Origin of the sequence: Acinetobacter sp. NIOH-H-8 (assembly GCF_046635365.1) — a bacterium.
Classification (GTDB): Bacteria; Pseudomonadota; Gammaproteobacteria; order Pseudomonadales; family Moraxellaceae; genus Acinetobacter.
Map to the genome: position 1 here is coordinate 1 of NZ_JBHDVN010000289.1, position 408 is coordinate 408.

At 50.2% G+C, this 408-nt stretch carries 1 protein-coding gene; it reads right to left on the reverse strand.

Annotated elements, in window-relative coordinates; all coding sequences use genetic code 11:
* Positions 1-215 precede the first annotated feature (215 nt).
* Positions 216-408 (reverse strand): YdiH family protein (locus ACEWB7_RS18280; protein ID WP_411581130.1); only part of this gene is annotated, 193 nt, incomplete at its 5' end.

A 408-nucleotide genomic window follows, 5' to 3' on the forward strand; every position in this document is an offset into this window, starting at 1 on the left:
CAATACTGGTGCTACCGATGCTGTGTTGTGGTGCAACCTGGTTGCGCCGGTAGGGAGTGTGCAGCCTCTTGATTATATTAAGCAATTGGCGTGCCAGAATGAGATTTTGGTGGCGGTGAGAGGTTGTAGGCCTGATAAGCGTAGCGCCATCAGGCACGGTGCGATACAACTGCCGGATGGCGGCGTAACGCCTTATCCGGCCTACACAGACTCTATTAATGCACGCCCAACCGCCAGGCGAAATAGATCTCTTCTTTCAGTTCGGTTGCAGAGAGGGTGAGGAGATCGGCAAACTCTAACTCCAGCTGTTTTAAACGCTTCAAATACTGCGCGGGAGAAAGTTCGGTTTTATCACGGCGTAAAAATTCAATCGCCAGTTGGGTTGGGTCTAAATCAATAGACATATCA